This window comes from Enterobacter cloacae complex sp. 2024EL-00214, assembly GCF_043945575.1.
Taxonomy (GTDB): Bacteria; Pseudomonadota; Gammaproteobacteria; order Enterobacterales; family Enterobacteriaceae; genus Enterobacter; species Enterobacter cloacae_P.
In genome coordinates this window covers 133,746-157,511 of record NZ_JBIMRC010000010.1, presented here as the reverse complement: position 1 = coordinate 157,511, position 23,766 = coordinate 133,746, and the positions used below count along the sequence as shown (strand labels likewise).

20 protein-coding genes are annotated in these 23,766 nt (G+C 54.5%); 9 read left to right on the top strand and 11 right to left on the bottom strand.

The window, feature by feature from the left end; translation table 11 throughout:
- Positions 1-6 precede the first annotated feature (6 nt).
- Together ygjJ and ygjK are read left to right on the top strand one after the other, a co-directional pair.
- Positions 7-1,065: a protein YgjJ gene (gene ygjJ, locus ACHHZ6_RS13340; RefSeq protein WP_395122352.1), complete on the top strand. Its 1,059-nt coding sequence runs from the start codon at positions 7-9 to the stop codon at positions 1,063-1,065.
- Between the two features lie 17 nt (positions 1,066-1,082).
- Complete coding sequence (ygjK, locus tag ACHHZ6_RS13335) at positions 1,083-3,434, top strand: alpha-glucosidase (protein ID WP_395122350.1); 2,352 nt, start codon at positions 1,083-1,085, stop codon at positions 3,432-3,434.
- 48 nt (positions 3,435-3,482) lie between these two features.
- On the opposite strand, the gene ACHHZ6_RS13330 is transcribed toward ygjK, so the two are convergent.
- The 3 genes from ACHHZ6_RS13330 to aegA form a co-directional block, all read right to left on the bottom strand.
- A complete protein-coding gene (locus ACHHZ6_RS13330; RefSeq protein WP_182918751.1) occupies positions 3,483-4,526 on the bottom strand; it encodes a DUF1176 domain-containing protein in 1,044 nt (347 codons plus the stop codon).
- A gap of 80 nt (positions 4,527-4,606) precedes the next feature.
- A complete protein-coding gene (gene nudK / locus ACHHZ6_RS13325; RefSeq protein WP_182272228.1) occupies positions 4,607-5,203 on the bottom strand; it encodes a GDP-mannose pyrophosphatase NudK in 597 nt (198 codons plus the stop codon).
- A gap of 67 nt (positions 5,204-5,270) precedes the next feature.
- Positions 5,271-7,247, bottom strand: coding sequence for a formate-dependent uric acid utilization protein AegA (gene aegA, locus ACHHZ6_RS13320; protein WP_395122348.1), 1,977 nt, complete (start codon positions 7,245-7,247; stop codon positions 5,271-5,273).
- Positions 7,248-7,398: 151 nt separating this feature from the next.
- Here aegA and narQ point away from each other — a divergent pair, with 151 nt between their 5' ends.
- Together narQ and acrD are read left to right on the top strand one after the other, a co-directional pair.
- Positions 7,399-9,093: a nitrate/nitrite two-component system sensor histidine kinase NarQ gene (gene narQ / locus ACHHZ6_RS13315; RefSeq protein WP_196390326.1), complete on the top strand. Its 1,695-nt coding sequence runs from the start codon at positions 7,399-7,401 to the stop codon at positions 9,091-9,093.
- A 201-nt stretch (positions 9,094-9,294) separates the two neighbouring features.
- A complete protein-coding gene (acrD, locus tag ACHHZ6_RS13310; protein WP_182918754.1) occupies positions 9,295-12,408 on the top strand; it encodes a multidrug efflux RND transporter permease AcrD in 3,114 nt (1,037 codons plus the stop codon).
- Positions 12,409-12,528: 120 nt separating this feature from the next.
- Here the strand turns inward: acrD and ypfM are convergent, their stop codons facing one another.
- Positions 12,529-12,588 carry a protein YpfM gene (gene ypfM / locus ACHHZ6_RS13305; RefSeq protein ID WP_015572204.1) on the bottom strand — a complete coding sequence of 20 codons (60 nt, stop codon included), beginning with the start codon at positions 12,586-12,588 and terminating at the stop codon, positions 12,529-12,531.
- A gap of 387 nt (positions 12,589-12,975) precedes the next feature.
- Here ypfM and ACHHZ6_RS13300 point away from each other — a divergent pair, with 387 nt between their 5' ends.
- The 3 genes from ACHHZ6_RS13300 to ACHHZ6_RS13290 are packed head-to-tail and all read left to right on the top strand — an operon-like array spanning position 12,976 to position 14,687.
- Positions 12,976-13,326 carry an ArsC family reductase gene (locus tag ACHHZ6_RS13300; RefSeq protein ID WP_182918755.1) on the top strand — a complete coding sequence of 117 codons (351 nt, stop codon included), beginning with the start codon at positions 12,976-12,978 and terminating at the stop codon, positions 13,324-13,326.
- Positions 13,327-13,336: 10 nt separating this feature from the next.
- Positions 13,337-14,464, top strand: a complete 1,128-nt coding sequence (gene dapE, locus ACHHZ6_RS13295; RefSeq protein ID WP_182272233.1) for a succinyl-diaminopimelate desuccinylase — start codon at positions 13,337-13,339, stop codon at positions 14,462-14,464.
- Between the two features lie 25 nt (positions 14,465-14,489).
- A complete protein-coding gene (locus tag ACHHZ6_RS13290) occupies positions 14,490-14,687 on the top strand; it encodes a YpfN family protein (RefSeq protein ID WP_182272234.1) in 198 nt (65 codons plus the stop codon).
- A gap of 54 nt (positions 14,688-14,741) precedes the next feature.
- Here ACHHZ6_RS13290 and ypfH read toward each other — a convergent pair whose 3' ends face one another.
- The 6 genes from ypfH to dapA all read right to left on the bottom strand — a co-directional run bounded on the left by ypfH (position 14,742) and on the right by dapA (position 21,225).
- Positions 14,742-15,437 (bottom strand): esterase, encoded by a 696-nt coding sequence (ypfH, locus tag ACHHZ6_RS13285; protein WP_182272235.1) that lies wholly within the window; start codon positions 15,435-15,437, stop codon positions 14,742-14,744.
- A gap of 73 nt (positions 15,438-15,510) precedes the next feature.
- Positions 15,511-17,484, bottom strand: a complete 1,974-nt coding sequence (locus ACHHZ6_RS13280) for a tRNA(Met) cytidine acetyltransferase TmcA (protein ID WP_182920056.1) — start codon at positions 17,482-17,484, stop codon at positions 15,511-15,513.
- Positions 17,484-18,353 (bottom strand): neutral zinc metallopeptidase, encoded by an 870-nt coding sequence (locus ACHHZ6_RS13275; RefSeq protein ID WP_182272236.1) that lies wholly within the window; start codon positions 18,351-18,353, stop codon positions 17,484-17,486. Before ACHHZ6_RS13275 ends, ACHHZ6_RS13280 begins: the two co-directional genes overlap by 1 nt.
- Before the next feature lie 119 nt (positions 18,354-18,472).
- Positions 18,473-19,186 carry a phosphoribosylaminoimidazolesuccinocarboxamide synthase gene (gene purC, locus ACHHZ6_RS13270; protein ID WP_014071282.1) on the bottom strand — a complete coding sequence of 238 codons (714 nt, stop codon included), beginning with the start codon at positions 19,184-19,186 and terminating at the stop codon, positions 18,473-18,475.
- Positions 19,187-19,295: 109 nt separating this feature from the next.
- Positions 19,296-20,330 carry an outer membrane protein assembly factor BamC gene (bamC, locus tag ACHHZ6_RS13265; RefSeq protein WP_395122346.1) on the bottom strand — a complete coding sequence of 345 codons (1,035 nt, stop codon included), beginning with the start codon at positions 20,328-20,330 and terminating at the stop codon, positions 19,296-19,298.
- Between the two features lie 16 nt (positions 20,331-20,346).
- The gene (dapA, locus tag ACHHZ6_RS13260; protein ID WP_182272238.1) at positions 20,347-21,225 is read right to left on the bottom strand and encodes a 4-hydroxy-tetrahydrodipicolinate synthase; all 879 of its coding nucleotides are present in this window, start codon (positions 21,223-21,225) and stop codon (positions 20,347-20,349) included.
- A gap of 145 nt (positions 21,226-21,370) precedes the next feature.
- Between dapA and ACHHZ6_RS13255 the strand changes: the two genes are divergently transcribed.
- On the top strand, positions 21,371-21,940 hold the full coding sequence (locus ACHHZ6_RS13255; RefSeq protein ID WP_182272239.1) for a glycine cleavage system transcriptional repressor: 570 nt from the start codon (positions 21,371-21,373) through the stop codon (positions 21,938-21,940).
- A complete protein-coding gene (gene bcp / locus ACHHZ6_RS13250; protein WP_182272240.1) occupies positions 21,940-22,410 on the top strand; it encodes a thioredoxin-dependent thiol peroxidase in 471 nt (156 codons plus the stop codon). The genes ACHHZ6_RS13255 and bcp overlap by 1 nt, the downstream gene beginning before the upstream one ends.
- A 95-nt stretch (positions 22,411-22,505) precedes the next feature.
- On the opposite strand, the gene ACHHZ6_RS13245 is transcribed toward bcp, so the two are convergent.
- Positions 22,506-23,570 carry an AI-2E family transporter gene (locus ACHHZ6_RS13245; RefSeq protein WP_182272241.1) on the bottom strand — a complete coding sequence of 355 codons (1,065 nt, stop codon included), beginning with the start codon at positions 23,568-23,570 and terminating at the stop codon, positions 22,506-22,508.
- Positions 23,571-23,766: the final 196 nt, after the last annotated feature.

Sequence of the window (23,766 nt, the reverse complement as noted above, 5' to 3'; positions counted from 1 at the left end):
GAGTGCATGAAAATTAAAGTAAAAACATTTGGGGCACTCGCTGCCCTCTCTTTTTGCTGCCCGTCATTTGCCGCAGAGGAGGCACGACCTGCCGAACACGACGATACCAAAACGCCGGAAATCACCTCTTCGTCATTCCGTTTTTATGGCGAACTGGGTGTCGGCGGATATATGGATTTAGAAGGTAAAGATAAACATAAATACAGCGACGGCACCTATATTGAGGGCGGTCTGGAGATGAAACAGGGGAGCTGGTTCGGCCTGATTTACGGTGAAGGCTGGACCGTTCAGGCTGACCATCAGGGTAACGCCTGGGTGCCTGACCACAGCTGGGGCGGTTTTGAAGGCGGGCTCAACCGCTTTTACGGCGGTTATAAAACCGATAACAGTACCGAGATCATGCTCAGTCTGCGGCAGGATTCCTCCCTGGATGACCTGCAATGGTGGGGGGATTTCACCCCCGACCTGGGTTATGTGATCCCCAATACCCGCGACATTATGTACGCGCTCAAGGTGCAAAATCTCTCCGGCGACCTGCGCTATAGCATCACCGCCACGCCTGCCGGGCACCATGACGAGAGCAAGGCATGGCTGCACTTTGGCAAATACGATCGCTATGACGATAAGTACACTTATCCGGCAATGGCGAATGGCTATATCCAGTATGACATTGTGAAAGGTGTCACCTGGATGAACGGCCTTGAAGTCACCGATGGTACCGGCCAGCTCTTTTTAACCGGTGTTTTGTCACCAAACCTGGCCGCACGCGCCTGGCATCATACCGGACGCGCCAGAGGCCAGCATGTCTCCGGCACCGAAACCGGCTATATGCTCAGCGCCATGATTGAGGCGTTAAAAGGCGTGTATCTCTCCACCGCCTACAGCTATGCAAAGCATCGTCCGGACAATGCCACCGATGAAACCACGTCGTTTATGCAGTTTGGTATCTGGTACGAGTACGGCGGTGGACGCTTTGCCACTGCTGCCGACAGCCGCTTCTACATGAAAAATGCCTCCGGCGACCCCAGTGACCAGGTCTTCCTGATGCAATACTTCTACTGGTAAAAAAGGGATCTTCCACCATGAAATTTACATCCACACTTACGCCACTGGCCTGTGCTCTGGCGCTGAGTTTTTCGGCCCATGCGGCAACCGCAAACGACTTTAAAAACGTCGTCAACCGCACCGGTGCGCCGGAGTATATGCACGATTTCGACTATGACGACCACCAGCGCTTTAATCCCTTTTTCGATTTGGGTGCCTGGCATGGTCATCTGCTGCCAGACGGGCCACACACTCAGGGAGGGTTTCCCGGCGTAGCGCTACTTACCGAAGAGTACATCAACTTTATGGCGACCAATTTTGACCGCCTGAGCGTGTACCAGAACGGCAAAAAAGTGGATTTCACCCTTGAGGCCTGGAGTGTTCCCGGTGCGCTGGTGCAGAAACTGAGCGCGAAAGATGTACAAATAGAGATGACGTTACGCTTTGCCTCCTCCCGCACGTCACTGCTGGAAACCCGTATCACCAGCAAGACTCCGCTCGATCTGGTGTGGGACGGCGAACTGCTGGAAAAGCTGGAGGCCAAAGAAGGTAAACCGCTTTCGGATAAAACCATCGACGGAGCATTTCCCGATTATCAGCGCAAAATTGTCACCACCCGCGATGGCCTGAAGGTCACCTTTGGCAAAGTGCGTTCGACGTGGGATCTGCTGACCTCCGGCAGTTCTGAATATCAGGTGCATAAATCATTACCCGTCGAAACCACGGTCGACGGGCATCGTTTTACCAGCCGGGCGCACATTACAGGCAGCACCACGCTGTATACCACCTATTCACATTTGCTGAATGCAGATGAGGTCAAACGCGAACAGCCGCAAATCCGCGATATCCTGGCGCGTCCCGCCTCCTACATTGCCGCCTCACAACAACGCTGGGAGGGCTATCTGCAGAAAGGGCTAACCAACCCGAATGCAACACCGGAACAAACCCGCGTGGCGGTGAAAGCGATTGAAACGCTGAACGGTAACTGGCGCTCGCCTGGCGGCGCGGTACGTTACAACACGGTAACACCATCCGTAACCGGACGCTGGTTCTCCGGTAACCAGACCTGGCCGTGGGATACCTGGAAACAGGCGTTTGCAATGTCGCATTTCAACCCGGATATCGCCAAAGAGAACATCCGCGCGGTCTTCTCGTGGCAAATCAAAGCCGACGATCCTCTGCGCCCGCAGGATGCCGGTTTTGTACCAGATCTTATCGCCTGGAACCTGAGCCCGGAACGCGGTGGTGACGGAGGCAACTGGAACGAGCGCAATACCAAACCGAGCCTGGCGGCCTGGTCAGTGATGGAGGTCTACAACACCACGCACGATAAGGCCTGGCTGGCAGAGATGTATCCAAAACTGGTTGCCTATCATGACTGGTGGCTACGTAACCGGGACCATAACGGCAACGGCGTGCCGGAGTACGGTGCGACACGTGACAAAGCCCATAACACCCCTGACGGTGAAATGCTGTTTACCGTTAAGAAAGGCGATAACACGGAATCACTCTCTGGTCTGAACAACTACGCCAGGGTGATCGACAAAGGGCATTATGACAGTCTGGAGATCCCGGCGCAGGTTGCCGCCTCGTGGGAATCCGGACGTGACGATGCCGCCGTGTTCGGGTTTATTGATAAAGCACAGCTGGATAAATACGTCGAAAACGGCGGGAAACGCAGCGACTGGACGGTAAAATTCGCGGAAAACCGCAGCAAAGAGGGCAACTTGCTGGGCTATTCGTTACTGCAGGAGTCCGTCGACCAGGCGAGCTATATGTACAGCGACAATCACTATCTGGCGCAAATGGCGAGCCTGCTTGGGAAAGAGCAGGAAGCCAGCCACTATCGCCAGCTGGCGGATAAGCTCGCGACCTATATCAATACCTGTATGTTCGATGCGAAAAGCGGTTTTTACTACGACATTCGCATTGAGGATAAGCCGCTGGAGAACGGCTGCGCGGGCAAACCTATCGTCGAACGCGGTAAGGGGCCGGAAGGCTGGTCGCCGTTGTTTAATGGTGCAGCAACGCAGGAACATGCTGACGCCGTGGTGAAGGTGATGCTGGATCCGCAAGAGTTCAACACATACGTGCCGCTCGGCACGGCCGCGTTGACCAACCCGGCGTTTGGCCCGGATATCTACTGGCGTGGCCGCGTCTGGGTCGACCAGTTCTGGTTCGGATTAAAAGGGATGGAACGCTATGGCTACCGTGAACAGGCACAAACTCTGGCGGAAACCTTCTTTAAGCATGCGAAGGGGTTAACGTCCGATGGCCCAATTCAGGAAAACTACAACCCGCTGACCGGCGCGCAGCAAGGCGCACCTAACTTCTCCTGGAGCGCGGCACATCTGTACATGCTGTATAACGACTTTTTCCGCAAAAACTAACGGGTCGGGCTTTCGCCCGTGCAAGCGTAGTTGCCACCCGGCAAAACGCTACCTCGTGATCCACAACGTGGGCCAGGCATCTGGCCCATTCCAGTTATCACAGCTGGGTTCTTCGGCATAACGCACCAGACGGAAGTGCTGACCGTCAAAACGCCAGCGAGTCTGGATCCCGCAATCCGCAATACCACGCCCTAACGCGAGCGTGGTCAGTTCACGCGTTTTTTCATCAAAGCGGGCATTCATCAGCTCCATTTCACTGCTGTCGCTTACAGGGGTAAACGGCAGACGCAGCCTCACGCTGCGGGCGGAAAACGGTTTTTTGCGCGACACCAGCCACGCCAAATCGACGGTATTGTATGCCCCTGCTTCACAGCTGATGATCAGCAGCGCTTTGTCGTCGGTTAGCGCAGTCACGCGCACTTCCCGGCGGTTTGGATCAAGCGAGCACTGGCTGTTATTCATCCGCCAGGTACCGTAATCCAGCAGGTCGTTCAGTTCACCGTGAGACAGCGGCGTGGGTGTCGGGTTCACCACCGCCACCTCTTTTAAGGCCGGTGCAGGCGGTACGCTCAACGACGGCTCGCCCCCTTTTTTAATCCAGGCCGTTTCGCTGCCAACGCGTTTTTGCTGGGCGTCAATAAACAGCAAGGCAGCTTTCAGACCGACCAGCGAGATAACCTGGTTGCCGCCACGCAGGGTCAGCGCCTTCCCTTCCTGAATGCTTTTCAAAAATGCCGTGATGGTAGCGGCGACATCCGTTTTCAGATGCCAGGGGGTTAACTGCCAGTGCAGCGGTTCAAATTTAAGCGGGGCATTATCCAGCAGCAGGCGTGGCGCAATGTCGGGTTCTTTTACGGAGGGGGCAGAAAGGCCGCCAAGATCGATACGCAGCGTGGCATCGGTTTTCGCCCCGGCGCTGCGGCTGAGCGTCATCACCAGACCGCGATGTTCACCGGTATTGCGCGCAACGCAAAAATTCTGGTTATTGCAGGTGACCTGCCAGTCAGAGAACGATTGCTGAGAAGGCGCAGCCCACACCCACGGCGTGGGGAGTACGCAAAATAAACAGAGAACAAAAACGCAGTGGCGCATGAATGGCACAATCCCGGAAACAAAAACGCATATCTGGATAATATCTTCGTGTTCAAGCCTGGCGTGCTCAATCGGATTTATCAGATAGAGTTGTCCGAAACATCGCCCATTAAGCCGGATGTTTGTAAATACTGCAGCAATATCACAGCCTTACCGTCTTTAACCTCCCCTGAATGGACCATCGCCAGCGCCCGGGAAAAGGGAAGTTCCAGCACTTCAATATCTTCATCGTCTACGCCGCCGCCCCGGTGCGTTCGCTGGGCATCGCTGTATTCCGCAATGAAGAAATGGATGAGTTCCGTCACGCCGCCTGGCGACATAAACAGCTCGAAGACTTTTTTAACGTTCCCCACTTCAAAGCCCGTCTCTTCGATGGCCTCTTTGCGGATACACACTTCTGGCTCATCGTCGTCAAGAAGACCCGCGCAGGTTTCAATCAACCGTCCATCCGGGTTGCCATTGACCCATGTCGCCACCCGAAACTGGCGAATCAACACCACACTTTGCTTTTCACGGTTGTAGAGCAGAATGGTTGCCCCGTTGCCACGGTCGTAGACCTCGCGTTTATGGCGGATAACTTCACCGTTATTACGCGTTAAATCATAGGTGATGTTACGCAGGACAAAGTAATTTTCAGATAGGATTTTGTCTTTGATAACGTCGATTTTCAGGGTCATACGGGCTCCACGGCATAATAAGTGCATTTATACTACGCCGTGAACCCCGCTTTGTCGCTCGCCGGATTTAGTGCATTTTTGGCGCGTTTACTTCAAGCCAGTCGAGAATGCCCTGCGCGGCATGACGTCCTTCTGCCATCGCAGTCACCACCAGATCCGCACCACGTACCGCATCACCCCCGGCAAAAATTTGCGGGTTGGTGGTCTGGTAGCGATAGCGCCCCTCTACGGAGGCAATGATACGCCCCCAGTCATCCGTCTCGACACCCTGCGCCTGCAGCCACGGCATCGCGTGCGGATTAAAACCAAACGCCATGATCACCGCATCAGCAGGCATAACAAACTCACTGCCCGCCACCGGAACAGGCCGACGGCGTCCCTGGGCATCCGCGTCACCCAGTTCGGTGCGCAGCATCCGAATGCCGTTAACCTGCCCGTCAGCGGCAAGCACCAGCTCAACGGGCTGGACGTTAAATTCAAATTCAGCGCCCTCTTCTTTTGCGTTCTTCACCTCTTTTTTCGAGCCAGGCATGTTGGTTTCATCCCGGCGGTAGGCGCAGGTGACCTTCGTCGCACCGTGACGTAACGCGGTACGCACGCAGTCCATCGCGGTATCTCCCCCACCGAGCACCACCACGTTCAGACCCCGGGTGTCGATAAACGGCTCTTTGACCGTCGATTCCAGCCCCATCACATGGCGCGTGTTCGCCACCAGGAAAGGCAGCGCGTCATACACGCCCGGTGCGTCCTCGTGCGGTATACCGGCCTTCATGGAACGGTAGGTGCCGACACCAATAAACAGGGCATCGTAATCGCTTCGTAGCTGAGACATCGACACGTCCTGGCCCACTTCACAGTTCAGCTCAAAATGGATCCCCATCGCAGTAAATATCTCTCTGCGCCGCGCGAGCAACGATTTATCCAGCTTGAAGGCCGGAATGCCAAACGTCAGCAGACCGCCAATTTCCGGGTGACGATCATAGACGGTGACGCTCACACCGCTGCGCACCAGCACATCCGCGCAGGCGAGTCCGGCAGGCCCTGCTCCGATAACGGCCACCCGTTTCCCCACCGGGGAAACATTACTCATATCCGGTTTCCAGCCCATCGCCAGCGCCTGGTCAGAGATATAGCGCTCGATGTTACCAATGGTCACTGAACCTGATTCATCACGCACTGTGCAGGCCCCTTCACATAATCTGTCCTGCGGACAGACGCGGCCGGTAATTTCAGGTAAACAGTTGGTCTGGTGAGAGAGCGCCACGGCACCGGCGATATCTCCTGCGTTGACACGTTCAATCCACTGCGGGATGTGGTTGTGCAGTGGGCACGTCCATTCGCAAATACTGTGTTCCCCGCATTTCAGGCAGCGCGAGGCTTCACGTTGAGCCTGTTCTGCCCGAAACGGCAGGGTGATTTCATTAAAATGGCCGGCGCGTTCCTGCGGGCTGAGCTTATCCGGCTCACCGCGTTGCGGCGTGTTTTGCATCTGCTGCAGTTTAGTTTGCACCACGTCATGACCAACCGCTTCGCCATGCCAGGGTTGCGCTTCCAGACGAGCAGTGCGCTGACGACGCGATTTTGCCAGATTGTCGAGGACGGCGGGTGTCGCCAGCGTCAGGACATCCGCCGGGCAATTTTCGATACAGGCCGGGCCTTGCGGGCGCGTCAGGCAGAGGTCACATTTGTGTGCTTCGGCCTTCACGCTGCCGTTGTCGAGCGGCGTGACGATAATCTCCATCGTGCCAAATGGGCAGGCGACCACACAGGCTTTGCAACCAATGCATTTTTGTTGATTCACCTGTACGCTGTGGTCGTGTTTGCTGATGGCCCCGTTCGGACAGCTTTGTGCACAGGGCGCATTTTCGCAGTGGTGGCAGGTGACGGGGGTTTTCTTTTCGCCTGACCTGAGCACCGTAATGCGGGGATGAAAATGGCGCTCGCTCAGGACGTGCTCTTCACCGTTGTGCGCCATCACGCAGGCAACTTCGCAGGCACGACATCCAATACAGTGCTGGCTGTTGGCCATAATAAAACGATTCATAACAACACCTGTTTTTGGTTCAATAACCTTATTCTTTATATAAGTACTGTATTTACCCACGGTGGCGCGATCAGGCAATATTCACATGCCCGGAAGCCAAACTATTTCCAGTGAACCTGTGGCAGATCAATTTTATTCAGGAAGCTGTTCTGTGACCGTTAAACGACCCGTTTCCGGAAGCCTGGCCCGGGCTTTCTTTTCGATTATTGTGCTGTCGGTTCTGACCAGCACCATCGCCCTGCTGACGCTCGCCAGTAGCCAGCGTGACGCCGAAGCCATCAATATTGCCGGTTCACTGCGCATGCAGAGTTACCGACTGGGCTACGAGATGCAGCGACACAGCCCCTCGCTGGTGGCGCATCGCGAGATCTGGCAACAAACCCTGAGCGCGCCTGCCCTGCAGAAATTGAACCGCTGGTACGTACCGGACGATGTCAAACAGCGCTATCAGCAACTGCATCTTGCCTGGCAGGAGATGGATAAGCGTATCGCCAGCGGAGATACCGCGTGGTATCAGGATCACATTGAAGATTTTGTCGGCCACATCGATACCTTTGTGCTCACGCTCCAGCATTACACCGAACATAAAATACAGCTGGTCATCCTGATATCGCTGGCTGGCGGTCTTGGCATCCTGCTGCTGACGGCGTTAACCCTGCGGCGGATCCGTCGCCAGGTGGTTTTGCCGCTGAACAATCTGGTGGCAGCAAGTGAACGCATTGAGCAGGGACAATTTGATACCCCCGCACCAGATACCGCTTTGCCGAATGAACTGGGTCAACTTTCCCACGCGTTCAACCATATGTCGGCCGAGCTACACACGCTTTATCGCTCGCTTGAGCACTCCGTTGCGGAAAAGACGCAGCATCTGAATGAAGCCCATCAACAGCTCGAAATGTTGTTCAAATGTTCTCAGGCACTGAATACCGGCCAGATAGACAGCCACAGTTTCAGACATATTTTGCAGATTGTGCACGAATACACGCAGATGAATTACCTGGAGCTACGAACCAGCGACGACTGGCGGCTATGCGAAGGGAATGCGTCGAAGAGTGCCCCACTGCAAAGCCTGCCAGTGCTGATGCAGGATACCCTGTATGGTGAGTTGCGCTGGCAAAGCGAAACGGGCACGGTGCCCCAAACGCTGATGCAAAGCGTGGCGACAATGCTGGGGCGCGGGCTTTATTTCAACCAGGCACAAAAGCATTACCAGCAATTGCTGTTGATGGAAGAGCGCGCGACGATTGCCCGCGAGCTGCATGATTCGCTGGCGCAGGTGCTGTCGTATTTACGCATCCAGCTTACGCTCCTCCGTCATGCCATACCGGAGGAGAACACCCCGGCGCAAACCATCATCACGGACTTCTCCCGCGAATTAAACAACGCCTGGCATCAGCTACGTGAACTGCTCACGACGTTCCGTCTGACGCTTAACCACGCCAATCTTCCCGCCGCACTCCAGGAGTCGCTGGACGGGTTGCAGAGTCAAACACAGGCAAAGCTGTATCTTGACTGTCGTCTCTCTTCCCTGGCACTGGACGCACAAAAGCAGGTGCATTTATTACAGATCGTGCGTGAAGCCGTGCTGAATGCCATTAAGCACGCCCAGGCCAGCGAGATCACCGTGAGCTGCGTGACCTCTGCGGATGGCACTCACATCGTGAACATTCGCGATAACGGTATCGGCATTGGCGAGGCCAGCGAACCGCCGGGACATTACGGGCTAAACATTATGCGCGAACGCGCGGGGCGGCTCGGAGGAGCGCTGCACTTTTCACAGCCGCAAAACGGTGGAACGCAGGTGAGTGTAACATTCCGTTCTCCCTCCCCGCTTGCGGATAAATAACGGCAAAGTAAGGCGCTATATCAACAGCCCGTCTTACGGATACGTGATATTTTCACCCGAGCCTGCGTGGGGGAGAAGGTAAAAAGGGAATGATAATTTACACTATCTCCTTTATTTCTCCACGTTTGGCCTTTGTCTTGCCGTTACAGTGTTGCAGGCAATATACAATAATGACGTGCAGCAAAACGAGGTCACACTTTCATGGCGAATTTTTTCATCGATCGCCCCATTTTTGCCTGGGTACTTGCCATTCTGTTGTGTCTGACAGGTGTCCTGGCCATTACTTCACTTCCTGTTGAGCAATACCCCGATCTGGCTCCGCCAAACGTGCGCATCACGGCTAACTACCCTGGTGCTTCGGCGCAGACGCTGGAAAATACCGTGACGCAGGTTATCGAGCAGAACATGACAGGTCTGGATAACCTGATGTACATGTCCTCACAAAGCAGCGCCACGGGCCAGGCCACGGTCACCCTGAGCTTCACGGCGGGTAGCAACCCGGACGAAGCGGTGCAACAGGTGCAAAACCAGTTACAGTCGGCCATGCGCAAGCTGCCTCAGGCGGTTCAGAACCAGGGCGTTACCGTGCGTAAAACCGGTGACACTAACATTTTGACCATCGCTTTTGTCTCTACCGACGGCTCAATGGATAAGCAGGATATTGCGGACTACGTTGCCAGTAATATTCAGGATCCGATCAGCCGTATTAACGGCGTCGGCGATATCGACGCCTACGGCTCACAGTACTCCATGCGTATCTGGCTTGATCCCAACAAGCTGAACAGCTTCCAGATGACGGCAACCGACGTCACGAATGCCATTAAATCCCAGAATGCTCAGATAGCCGTAGGGCAACTGGGGGGAACGCCTTCCGTCGATAAACAAGCGCTGAATGCCACCATTAACTCGCAGTCGCTGCTCCAGACACCCGATCAGTTCCGCGATATTACCCTGCGCGTGAATCAGGACGGTTCTGAAGTCCGCCTGGGCGATGTCGCCACGGTGGAAATGGGGGCGGAGAAGTATGACTACCTGAGCCGCTTTAACGGTAATCAGGCCTCCGGTCTGGGCATTAAGCTGGCCTCCGGTGCAAATGAAATGGCTACGGCGAAGCTGGTGTTAGACCGACTGGATGAGCTGTCGCAGTATTTCCCGCACGGTCTGGAGTACAAAGTCGCCTATGAAACCACCTCCTTCGTTAAAGCCTCGATTGAGGATGTGGTGAAGACCCTGCTGGAAGCCATCGCGCTGGTGTTCCTGGTGATGTACCTGTTCCTGCAAAACTTCCGCGCCACGCTGATCCCAACCATTGCCGTGCCAGTAGTGCTGCTTGGCACCTTTGCGGTGCTTTACGCGTTTGGTTACAGCATCAACACCCTGACCATGTTCGCAATGGTACTGGCTATCGGCCTTCTGGTGGATGACGCCATCGTGGTGGTTGAAAACGTCGAGCGTATCATGAGCGAAGAGGGGCTTTCGCCGCGCGAGGCGACGCGTAAATCAATGGGGCAAATTCAGGGAGCATTAGTCGGCATCGCGATGGTGCTCTCGGCGGTCTTTATTCCGATGGCCTTCTTTGGCGGCACAACCGGTGCCATTTACCGTCAGTTCTCGATAACCATCGTCTCCGCAATGGTGCTTTCCGTGCTGGTGGCGTTGATCCTCACCCCTGCCCTCTGTTCCACCCTCCTTAAGCCGCTGAATAAAGGTGAACACCACGGCCAGAAAGGCTTTTTCGGCTGGTTTAACCGTATGTTCAACCGCAATGCCGCACGTTATGAAATGGGCGTCGGTAAGGTGCTGCACCGCAGCCTGCGCTGGATGATGATTTACGTTGTGCTGTTGGGCGGAATGGTCTGGCTGTTCCTGCACCTCCCCACCTCATTCCTGCCGATGGAAGACCGCGGCATGTTCACCACCTCGGTGCAACTACCGAGCGGCGCAACGCAACAGCAGACTCTGAAAGTGGTCGAAAAGGTGGAACAGTACTTCTTCACCAAAGAGAAAGATAACATCATTTCGGTATTTTCGACCGTCGGCTCAGGCCCGGGTGGTAACGGGCAGAACGTCGCCCGTATGTTTGTACGCCTGAAGGACTGGAACGAGCGCGACACAAAAACGGGCACGTCGTTTGCCATTATCGAGCGCGCGACAAAAGCCTTTGCACACATCAAGGAAGCGCGCGTCTTTGCCAGCAGCCCTCCGGCCATCAGCGGCCTCGGCAGCTCCGCCGGGTTTGATATGGAACTGCAGGATCACGCGGGCGCTGGCCACACGGCACTGATGGCGGCGCGCGATAAACTGTTAGAGCTGGCGGGAAAAAATCCTGACCTGACCCGCGTCCGACATAACGGTCTGGATGACAGCCCGCAGCTGCAGGTTGATATCGATCAGCGCAAAGCGCAGGCACTGGGGGTGTCCATCGCCGATATTAACGACACCCTGCAGACGGCGTGGGGCTCCAGCTATGTGAATGATTTTATGGATCGTGGCCGCGTGAAAAAGGTGTATGTTCAGTCTGCCGCACCGTTCCGTATGTTACCGGACGATATCAACCGCTGGTTTGTGCGTAATAATTCAGGCGGCATGGTGCCGTTCTCAGCCTTTGCCTCTTCGCACTGGGAGAGCGGTTCACCACGTCTGGAACGCTATAACGGCTATTCTGCTGTTGAAATCATCGGTGAGGCCTCCCCGGGCGTCAGTACCGGTACCGCAATGGACACGATGGAAAAACTGGTGCAACAGTTACCCACCGGGTTTGGTCTGGAGTGGACGGCAATGTCTTACCAGGAGCGTCTCTCCGGGGCTCAGGCTCCTGCACTGTATGCGCTGTCGCTGCTGGTGGTATTCCTTTGCCTTGCCGCGCTCTATGAGAGCTGGTCAGTGCCGTTCTCGGTCATGCTGGTGGTACCGCTTGGTGTGATCGGCGCACTGCTGGCAACCTGGATGCGCGGTCTGGAAAACGACGTTTACTTCCAGGTAGGGCTGCTCACCGTTATCGGTTTGTCGGCAAAAAACGCCATTCTGATCGTCGAATTTGCCAACGAGATGAATGCCAAAGGGCATGAGCTAATGGCTGCCACGCTACACGCCTGCCGTCAGCGCTTACGCCCGATCCTGATGACCTCTCTGGCGTTTGTCTTTGGCGTATTACCTATGGCAACCAGTTCAGGCGCAGGCTCCAGTAGCCAGCACGCGGTGGGTACGGGCGTCATGGGTGGCATGATTTCAGCCACAATCCTGGCCATTTATTTTGTTCCTCTGTTCTTTGTGCTGGTGCGTCGCCGCTTCCCTCTCAGGGAACGTTCTGAATAACCCAATGAATTATTTAGGGTATAAAAAAAGGCGGCTCTTATAGCCGCCTTTTTACTGTGTGATTAACTCACACTATGGTTATTTTACTTATTTTAGTGCTCTTGCAATTCTTCCTGAATGTCATTTACGAAGCATGCCTTCGATAAAATCTTTCCAGTTCCCCAGTTCACGTTCAATCATAACAACCTCTCTTATTATTATGCGTATTCTACGAAAACGTACCATCATTGTGAAGACAATCTAACCAGATGCACCGATTGTACCCCGCTACCGTCCTGGATTTATGATAAATATGAACGCAGGGTCGTAAATTTTGTGTGACGTATAGCAATATTTTGAAATAACCTTACAGGCAGGTAAATTCTAAATTACTGACTGAGTTTATTAGAAATTTAACCCTTATGAACATCTATGCTTAAATGATGAAAGAATATTCAGCTTACAGGTGTGAGTTGAATTAAGAAGAATTGTAAATTAATAGAATTCCCGAATGTGTTATATTCCACTTAAGGATAAAAATTCGAAATTACTGAACATTTAATCATCATAAGAACAAAAGGATTCACCATGATTGTGATGTACGGCATTAAAAATTGTGACACCATCAAAAAGGCTCGCCGCTGGCTGGAAGCACACAATGTGCAGTATCGCTTCCACGACTACCGCGCCGATGGGCTTGATGCAGAATTTCTGCATACTGCCATCAGCGAACTGGGCTGGGAAGCGCTGCTCAATACCCGTGGAACCACCTGGCGTAAACTGGACGAATCACTGCGTGCCAGCATCAACAACGCCGACAGCGCAGCCAGTCTGATGCTCGAAATGCCAGCAATTATCAAACGCCCATTGCTCTGCGCGCCCGGGCAGCCTATGCTGCTGGGTTTCAGTGAAACCCTTTATTCTGACTTTTTTCGTTGAGGTGTAGTTTATGTCATGCCCGGTCATTGAGCTGACTCAGCAGCTTATTCGCCGTCCTTCCCTTAGCCCGGACGACGCAGGTTGTCAGGCATTAATGATTGAGCGCCTGCGTGCCATCGGGTTTACCGTTGAACGTATGGATTTTGGCGACACGCAGAACTTCTGGGCATGGCGCGGCCAGGGTGAAACGCTGGCCTTTGCTGGTCATACCGATGTGGTTCCCGCAGGTGATGCGGACCGCTGGATCAACCCGCCGTTTGAACCCACCATCCGCGATGGCATGCTATTCGGCCGCGGTGCGGCAGATATGAAAGGCTCGCTGGCGGCGATGGTCGTGGCGGCGGAACGCTTTGTTGCCCAGCACCCGAACCATAAAAACCGCCTCGCGTTTCTGATCACCTCCGACGAAGAAGCCAGCGCTCATCACGGCACCGTGAAGGTGGTAGAGGCGCTGATGGCGCGCAACGAACGTCTGGACTACTGCCTGGTCGGCGAACCGTCCAGTACCGAAGTGGTGGGCGATGTGGTGAAAAACGGTCGTCGCGGATCGCTGACCTGTAACCTGACCATTCATGGGGTCCAGGGGCACGTAGCTTATCCTCACCTGGCCGATAACCCCGTGCATCGCGCAGCACCGATGCTGAACGAGCTGGTAGGCATTGAGTGGGACAAAGGCAATGAGTTCTTCCCGCCTACCAGCATGCAAATTGCCAATGTGAAGGCCGGTACCGGCAGCAACAACGTGATCCCGGGTGATTTCTTCGTCCAGTTTAACTTCCGCTTCAGTACGGAACTGACCGACGAGATGATCAAAGCGCGCGTGATCGCGCTGCTGGAAAAATATCAACTGCGCTATACCGTGGAGTGGTGGCTTTCCGGCCAGCCGTTCCTGACGCAGCGCGGGAAACTGGTGGATGCGGTAGTGAGTGCCATCGCACACTATAATGAAATTAAGCCACAACTGCTGACGACGGGCGGTACTTCAGACGGACGCTTTATCGCCCGGATGGGCGCTCAGGTTGTCGAACTGGGGCCGGTGAACGCAACCATTCACAAAATAAATGAATGTGTAAATGCGGCAGATTTACAACTACTGGCCCGTATGTATCAACGCATCATGGAGCAGCTCGTCGCCTGACGACTGTTCTGAGAAGGAATAGCAAATGGATTGGCTTTCAAAGTACTGGTGGATTCTGGTGTTGGTGTTTCTGGTTGGCGTGGTGCTTAACGTAATTAAAGATCTTAAGCGCGTTGACCACAAAAAATTCCTCGCCAACAAGCCTGACCTTCCGCCACATCGTGATTTTAACGACAAGTGGGACGATGACGACAACTGGCCGAAGAAAGACCAGAAGAAGTAATTCGTTCATCCCCCTCGCACTAACCCTCTCCCCACAAGGGGAGAGGGTCTTTTCTCACATAAACTCTACAATATCATCGTTATCCGGCTTACCGCCGCTGAGCGCTTCATCAAAGTAGTGCTTCGGTACGGTATAACGCAGATGGTCGAGTGCAAACTGCATGCTGCGATCGTCAATCGCGTGACCCAAATCGTCAACGATATCCAGCGTGACATCCCCGCCTTCGCGGATCAGGGCTTCCTGCGCGGCAACCGCATGCGAAAGCTCAATCACCCGGTCGTCACCACCGTGGATCAAATGGATTGTGGTCTGCGTTGTTGCGCTTTGCGGTAGCGTCGCAAAACGGCCGTTAAAGGCAATAACACGTGAGACCAGACCCGGCTGCGCTTTTACACTCTCCAGCGACATGATGGCCCCTTGCGAGAAGCCAATCAGCGCCGTGGCATCCGCGCCTACGCCGCTTTGCTGCTGCCAGTAGCGTACCGTTTCGATAAAGGTCGGCATGATGGCATCAATCCGCGCCTGACGATTTTCTTCCGTCACGCCCTGCACGGAGAACCACTGTCGCCCGTTCGGGCCACACGGCTCCACACCACCAATGCTGACAATCAGCGCCTGGGGAAAAACAGGTGCAAACCAGCTGCCAATCTGCCCCATATTGACGGCGTTATCGCCAACACCATGAAACAGAAGCAGTAACTGTTTAGCCGGTTTGTCGGGACTTTGAACAACAAAATGGTCGTGTTTCATGGCGGTCTCCTTAATTGATGACCTGGATCCTACACCTCCCGGAGTGAATGACCATGCCACTTTACTGAAGAAGTCATTGAAAAAATTGCCATTGCAAAACCGTGTTCTTCAGCGTCTGACAGCGCGGATTATCAAGACATTCAAGCGCCTGTATCGCTTCGCTGCGAAGCCTTGCCAGCAGCGCTTTTCGCCCGGAGAGCGCCAGTTCAGCACTGAGTTGTGCGTCGTCTTTTTTCCCCTCAATTTTACCGCGCAGGGCCGGGAGCGGCATCTCCACGGCGAGCAGCAAGCGTGTTAACGCGGCAACAGAGGTAGAAAACGCCCGGTGGGCAAAGGCAAACCCCGCCAGTTCCAGCCAGTCGTCATTATTAAGGGTAGCTTCCCAGCCATCCTCCACCGGGATCTTTTCGTCATTCCAGAACGACAGGATCCGCGCATCGCGACGCAGGCGTTGTTGCGCCTGTTCACACAGCCGATGCCCCGCTTCGCTCTGTGGCAGTAACGCCATTGCGGTGTAGCAGCCACTGCTGGCTTCGCGATGGCTGCCCATTCGCACCAGCACAAAACCACATCGTTGCCAGAAACGCCACAGCTCGTCGGTATAACCAAAACTGACCGACAGATAATCCTGACCCCTTGCATTGTGGATCAGCGCCTGTCCGATACCTTCCCGTTGACGCCAGGGATGAACGGCAATGCGGGTTATCCGCCGCCCCTTAAGCGTCGCCGCCAGAGGAGAGCAGCCATGTGCCGCCAGCGACTGCGCCACAAGGTTCCCACGAGGCCGACGAAAACCCGCCCACACCGCGCGGCTCAGTTCAGGGCTTAAACCGCCCTCATCCACCAGCCAGAGCGCGCCAGCAATGGCAGAGCCGGTTTGTGCGACAGCAAAGTGTTGGCCGGGCGCATCCATCATGCGGCGTAAATCCAGCGGTGATGTGCGGTAATGCGCGGCACACAGCAGTTCATAAACGCTCGCCACAAGCGCCGGGTTGCTTTCCCACGCCTGTGGCTCCAGTGAGGTTAAACATACTTCACCTTCCGGTTTTTGGTCGATGAGCGCATCGTCAAACAACAGCGCGCGGGCGACCACCCGTTCAAGTGGACACCCGGCAGCCCAGCGAACCGGTGTTGATAAGCTATAGCGTTGCAAGTCGCTGAAGCGGGTGCAGAATTTCAGCAAAAATCCTCGCCCCGTACCTTCATAGCCCTGAACCGTCGTCGTCAGCAGTACGCGAGGAAAACGCGCGGCCAGTTTCTCCAGAAGCGGGCCAGGAATAGCCGCCGCCTCATCAACAACAAGCCAGTCAGCCTCCAGCGTGGACGCCAGCAGCGCATCCGGAGCCATAAAGTAAAAATGTTCCCCGGCAAAACGGGCTATCACATCCGTGGCCCCTTTTGTCGGAGCGGTGACAACGGCCCGGCCCGGTATGCGATTTAATAGCATCCCCGCCAGCGCCGACTTTCCGCGCCCGCGCGCAGCCGTGACGGCCACCACGCCGTTTTTCATTGCCAGGAGTACCGCCAGAATATCGGCCTGCTCGCGCTGCGGCGCACCGCTGGCAGGCAGCCAGTCAGGTTCATCAGAAAATGGAGGAAGTGATAAAGGCTGCTCTTGTTGCCACACGATCGCATCAGGATCGGCGATAATCGTCCGGCAAAAATGGTACACAAAATGCGGAGTGGCAATCGGTTCGGCGGTGTCGCTCCAGCGAAGGGAATCGCTGTCCGGCGTCCTCGCCCAGCCAGAGAGAGGAGGAACCAGCAACACCAGCAGGCTCCCGGCACGCAGCGTCCCGCTCAGTGCTGCAAAGGCTGAAACATCAAACCCGGTACGGGCATCAAAAACCGCGTGCAGAAACTCGCGTCCCAACAGCCCACTGATGGCCTGTGAGTGGTTTTCATCCAGCCACAGCCAGTCGCCAGGCAGGGTATCTCGCAGAGCAACGGCCTGTGCCTGTGCCCACGGCGCATCGCCGCTGAGCACCACCAGCCGACGATGCCCTTTACGCTGGAGCTGGTTAATCAGACGTTCAAACGGCAACATCACATGGCTTTGCCAAAGGTATTGCACTGCGCCGGGTTGCCGCTGTCGAAACCGCGCTTGAACCAGCTGTAACGTTGTTCAGACGTACCGTGTGTGAAACTGTCCGGTACCACCCTCCCCTGGCTCTGCTGCTGAAGGCGATCGTCCCCAATGGCCTGCGCGGCATTTAACGCCTCTTCCAGGTCACCTGATTCAAGAACGCCCTGCTTCTGCATGGTATGGCCCCAGACCCCCGCAAAGCAGTCTGCCTGTAGCTCCATACGCACAGAAAGACGATTCACCTCTGCCTGAGAGGCATTTTGCTGCAGCTGACGTACTTTAGGCTCAATACCCAGCAATTTTTGCACGTGATGTCCGACTTCATGCGCAATCACATACCCCTGGGCAAAATCGCCGTCGGCACCCAGTTTGCGTTTCATATCATCGTAAAAAGAGAGATCGATATAGACAGTGCTGTCAGCCGGGCAGTAGAACGGCCCCATCACCGACTGCCCGGTTCCGCATCCGGTACGGGTCGCGCCACGGTACATCACCAGCTTCGGCTGCTGGTAGGTTCGCCCCATTTTATCGAACAGCTGACCCCACGTGTCTTCTGTGGTGGCGAGGATAACGGAGGTAAATTTAGCCGCTTCATCTTCATTCGGGCTGATGGAGCGCTGAGAGTGTTGCTGCTGTTGGAGAGGTTGTCCGGTCATTAAACCGGTAAGATCGACACCGTAGTAACCCGCAACCAGAACCACAATAAGCAGAATGATACCGCCCTTTCCGCTGGGTAGCCGGAAGCCAGGGCCGCCCATTGAAGGGCCACCGCCATCATTGCTGCGTCTGTCTTCTACATTGTCACTTTCACGACGCCCTTGCCAGCGCATAACTACCTCGAACTATTCCATTTATAATAGTTATGATCGTAGGCGGTTAGCGGCAAGATTACCATAGGAAACAACGGTAAGAAGCCAAAGGATGCGAACATCCTTTGGCGACAGAGGGGTTAGTCGAGCTTAACACCTAAGCGGTGGGCAACCGCTTCATAGGCTTCAATCAGGCCACCCAGGCTCTGACGGAAACGGTCTTTGTCCATTTTATCCAGAGTTTCTTTGTCCCACAGACGGCTGCCATCCGGTGAGAATTCATCACCCAGCACCACTTCGCCTTTGAACAGACCAAACTCCAGCTTGAAGTCGACCAGGATCAGACCCGCATCATCAAACAGTTTTTTCAGCACGTCGTTGGCTTTGTAGGTCAGCTCTTTCATGCGCGCCAGGTTCTCTTTGTTCACCCAGCCAAAGGTTTCGCAGTAAGAGTCGTTGACCATTGGATCGTGCATGGCGTCGTTTTTCAGGAACAGGTCGAACAGCGGTGGGTTCAGTTCAATACCTTCTTCAATGCCAAGACGCTTCACCAGGGAGCCCGCGGCACGGTTACGAACGACACACTCAACCGGAACCATATCCAGTTTTTTCACCAGACATTCCGTATCGGACAGCAACGCTTCCATCTGGGTCGGGATACCCGCTTCGGCCAGTTTGGTCATAATGAAGTGGTTGAACTTGTTGTTCACCATGCCCTTACGATCGAACTGCTCAATGCGCGCGCCATCCCCTGCTGACGTATCATTGCGGAACTCGAGCACCAACAGATCCGGGTTTTCCGTGCTGTATACGGTCTTCGCTTTGCCACGATACAACTCAGCTTGCTTCTGCATCTTCATTACTCCTGGTGTGATGATTTGTGTTCAAAACTGGGGATATTATGCCACGCACACGTTTGCGTAGCACTAAAATAAAAAGGGCTGGATTAACCAGCCCTCATATTTATTTGCTGAATGCAGCCTGGAAGACCGCGACCAGCGCATCGTTCTGCGACTGGGTCAGCGTATGACCTTTCGGATCGATAAACTGCAGGCTACTGCGGTTATCGAGGTCGCCTACCTGAATCTTGTAGTCGCCGGAGGCCAGTTGCGGATCATGCGCACCCAGTTCCTGCCATGCGCTGTCAGACAGCGGTTTATATGTTGCCGTGACGCTACCCGTTGAACGCGTGCTGTCGGTCACTTTCATGCCCACTTTTTCCAGCGTCGCTGGCAGGCGCTGCCAGGTCTGGTTAAACGGCGCACGTACCACCAGCATTGGCAGACCGGTTTCGTCTGCAGCGCTCTGGACATCGAAGGTCACACCGTTGCGGCCCTGTGCAGAGTTCGCCGCGTCGGTCGCGTTCTTATCAAGACCTGCGGCAATCACGTTCAGCATTTCGGTGCTGTAACGCTGCATGGAGGCTGGGTCAGCAACCGGTTTACCCGCCTGCTCCAGGTTTAACAGCTTAACGGTAACCGCCTGCTGATAACCCTGTGGTTTAACGGAGACTTGATAACGACCACGGTACTGCTGATCTTCATCCAGACGGTTCCACTCAACCCAGTCGGTGGTTAAGCTCTGGCTGGCGTCATCGCGTTTTGCAATCGTGTAATTCTTCGACTGAATAACGCTAACAACCTGCGGCCACAGCGTACTGTTACGACTGTTTTCAACCATCAGAGACGCCGTATCACCGGTAAACTGGGTACGCGCCCCGTTCACCAGAGCCAGAGGCTGAGCTGGCGGACGGATATCAAGTGCTTTACCAACCAGACCGCTGCCGTTAGCCACGGGGATATTATAATCGCCGTTCTGAATCGGCAGGATCATGCCAGCCGGTGCGTGAAGTTCAGCAAGCGGTGTCGCATCCAGATAGGATTCATCACCGCTCACCTGGCGCTTGTAGCGCGAGTCTGAACTACAGGCAGCGAGCAGCATAGCAAGCGAAACACTCGCAACCTTCGCCAGGCGCGACTTCTGTACTGAATAAGCCATCAAATCTCCCTAAACTTTACAGCAAACCGGCATGCTTCAGCGCAGCAGTGACGATTTCACGACCGTGGTCGGTAATCGGTGTCATTGGCAGACGCAGCGTATCGGTTGCTACAAGTCCCAACTCCTTACAGGCCCATTTCACTGGGATCGGATTGGGTTCGACAAATAATTTATTGTGCAATGGCATCAGACGATGATTGATCACGCGAGCTTCATTAAAGTGACCCGCTGCCGCCAGCTTGCACATTTCAGCCATATCACGCGCCGCAACGTTCGCCGTTACGGAAATCACGCCGTGACCACCGAGCTGCATAAAGTCCAGCGCGGTCGCATCATCACCGCTCAACAGGATAAAGTCATCTGAAACCAGCTCTTTGATCTGATGAACGCGGCTTAAGTTCCCTGTTGCCTCTTTAATCCCGATAATATTTTTTACTTCCGCGAGACGACCAACGGTTTCCGGCAGCATATCGCAGCCAGTACGGGACGGCACATTATACAGAATTTGTGGCAAGTCAGTATGTTCAGCGATGGCGCTGAAATGCTGGAACAAACCTTCCTGAGTAGGACGGTTGTAGTATGGTGTCACCGTCAGACAACCCACGATGCCACTGTCGTTAAAACGTTTGGTCAGGCTAATTGCCTCTGCGGTTGCATTGGCTCCCGTACCTGCGATGACCGGAATACGCCCATCAGCCAGTTCAAGGGTCAGCATAACCACATCGCCGTGCTCTTCGTGGCTCAGCGTTGCAGATTCACCGGTAGTCCCTACCGAAACGATCGCCGAGGTTCCATTGGCGACATGGTAATCAATGAGCTTCTTCATGCTTGACCGGCAGACATTACCTTTTTCATCCATCGGTGTAACAAGCGCGACAATACTTCCCGTGAACATGGGCCATCCTCTGTGCGAACAAGAGTCTCAATGGTACGTTTGGAACTGTAATAAAAGCAAGCGACCTGAGGCCTTCAGGCGGTTGTATGCATGTTTTTTTTATGCTTTCCTTAGGAAGACTTAACCAAGCAAAGGAAGAACGGGTTTGACAACCTCATCACAACATTACCTGGTTATCACTGCGCTGGGTGCTGACAGGCCGGGGATAGTGAATACCATCACCCGCCACGTAAGCAGCTGCGGCTGTAATATCGAAGACAGTCGTCTGGCGATGCTGGGCGAAGAGTTCACATTTATTATGCTGCTTTCCGGGACATGGAATGCCATTACGCTTATCGAATCGACCCTGCCGCTCAAAGGCGCAGAGCTGGATTTGCTGATCGTGATGAAACGCACCACCGCACGTCCACGTCCGGCAATGCCTGCAACCGTCTGGGTGCAGGTTGAAGTCCCTGATTCACCGCATCTGATTGAACGTTTTACAGCGCTTTTTGACAGCCATCAGATGAACATTGCTGAACTGGTCTCCCGCACACAGCCTGGGGATGACAGTGCCGTTCCCACGCTCTTTATTCAAATTACCGCGCATAGCCCTGCCTCGCAGGATGCGTCAAATATCGAGCAAGCGTTCAAAGCCCTCTGTACAGAGTTAAACGCGCAAGGCAGTATAAGCGTCGTCAATTATTCGCAGCATGAACAGGATGGAGTTGAGTAATGAATCCACTGAAAGCCGGTGACATCGCACCGAAATTTAGCTTACCGGATCAAGACGGTGAGCAAGTAAATTTGACCGACTTCCAGGGACAGCGTGTTCTGGTCTATTTTTACCCGAAAGCCATGACGCCTGGCTGTACCGTGCAGGCTTGTGGGTTACGCGACAACATGGATGAGTTGAAAAAAGTCGGCGTGGAAGTGCTGGGCATCAGCACCGATAAACCAGAGAAGCTGTCACGTTTTGCGGAAAAAGAGCTGCTGAACTTCACGCTGCTTTCCGACGAAGACCACCAGACATGCGAGCAGTTTGGCGTCTGGGGTGAGAAGTCCTTTATGGGCAAAACTTACGACGGTATTCACCGCATCAGCTTCCTGATTGATGCCGACGGTAAAGTTGAACACGTGTTCGATGACTTCAAAACCAGCAATCACCACGACGTGGTGTTGAACTGGCTGAAAGCGAGCGCCTGATAAACAGTAAAACGGTAACCCCGGTTGCCGTTTTTAGTGTTTACGCCCTCTCCCGTCGGAGAGGGTTGGGGCGAGGGCATCAGGCCCCACTATCTCTACGTTTTGTCAACCGCAGGCGCATCCGGCCACGCATGGACTACGGCTTTAATCAGCGTTGCCAGCGGAATAGCAAAGAACACGCCCCAGAATCCCCACAGACCACCGAAAATCACCACGGATAAAATAATCACCAGCGGATGCAGGTTCACCGCTTCCGAGAACAGCACCGGCACCAGCAGGTTTCCATCCAGCCCCTGAATGATCAGGTACACCGCGAAGCAACTCCAGAACTCGGTACCCAGGCCAAACTGGAACAGCGCGACACCCACCACCGGGATAGTCACCACAAACGCACCGATGTACGGAATCAGTACTGAAAACCCCACCAGCACGGCTAACAGCAAGGAGTAGTTCAGACCAAAGATCAGGAATCCAATCCAGGTCGCGACGCCCACGACAATCATCTCCAGTACCTTGCCGCGAATGTAGTTGGTGATTTGTTGGTTCATCTCCTCCCAGACCTGCCCGGCCAGACCACGGTTGCGCGGCAGAATACGGCGAACGGCATTCAGCATCTGGTCCTTATCTTTGACCAGGAAGAAAACCATTAACGGGACGAGCACAAGGTATACAGCCAGAGTGAGCAGCCCCACCAGCGACGCCAGAGAGTACTTCACCACCGAATCCCCCATCGTCATGATGCGGGCACGCATGTTTTCCGCCATCGCATCAATAATCCCGGCATCCATCAGCGCAGGATAACGACGCGGCAGCGTGGCGGCGAAATCAGAAAGCTTATTCAACATACCGGGCATATCGCGGATAAGGTTGATCCCCTGCTGCCAGGCAACAGGCATTACCACAAATGACATCAGCAGCAATATACCGACAAACAGTACCAGCACGATACTGGTCGCCCAGCGGCGCGAACAGCCGATATTTTCCAGGCGCGCCGTTGGCCACTCCAGCAGGTACGCCAGTACAATCGCCACCAGCAGCGGAGCCAGAAGACCACTAAAGAAGAACAGAATACCGAACCCGGCAACCAGGATAACCAGCAAAGCAATGGCTTCCGGGTCACTAAACCGACGCCGATACCACTGCATTAACATTTCGAGCATACAACCCTTCCCTGAATCGGATGGCGGGAGTGAGAATGTGAATTGTATCTAACTGCCACAAAAAAGACTTTCCTTTTTGACGCACTGTCACGAATTGCAAAACCCTGATGAATGGGATTTTCTTCATGCTTCAACACGGCTACACTCGCAGGGCAGTGGAGATGAACGATATGCCGGTTCATCGGTCAAATTAGCA